The sequence below is a fragment of the Atopobacter sp. AH10 genome (genome assembly GCF_003664595.1).
Classification (GTDB): domain Bacteria; phylum Bacillota; class Bacilli; order Lactobacillales; family Aerococcaceae; genus Atopobacter.
The window spans coordinates 1-408 of the sequence record NZ_QXPZ01000034.1 but is presented as its reverse complement, the minus strand read 5'-3'; the positions used below and the strand labels follow the sequence as shown (position 1 = coordinate 408).

Here is a 408-nt window from a genome sequence, read left to right as displayed (position 1 = left end):
GTATAGATTTGGCTGCCATGGGTTATAACCGAGACCATGAACTTTTACCTCAAGTGAATTTGGACGTGTTTTACTCACAAAGTAGACATCTTCCTATTTGTTATGAACTTTACGATGGTAGCATTGTCGATAAAGCACACATTCTTGAGATGATGGACTTAGCGGAAGATCTCGATATGAAGCTGACTGTTTTTGTGATGGATAAAGGATTTTTAACCAAAGAAAACCTTTCGTTTCTTAAGCAACACCACATTCCTTTCTTAATGGCTTTTCCTAATTCTCAAAAACTTTATCGTCAGTGGCTTTTGAACCAAAGTAAAGATCTGGAAACATTCGAAAGTTATCTAGGTACTTTACCTAGTTTTGGAAAATCTGCTCCAATTCAAGTGGATGATATGACCTTTAATG

Annotated in this window: 1 protein-coding gene; it reads left to right on the top strand. The window is 36.3% G+C overall.

All coding sequences use genetic code 11. The annotated features are described in order from the left end of the window. Positions 1 to 408 (top strand): transposase (locus tag D3H64_RS07500; protein ID WP_147429906.1); only part of this gene is annotated, 408 nt, incomplete at both ends.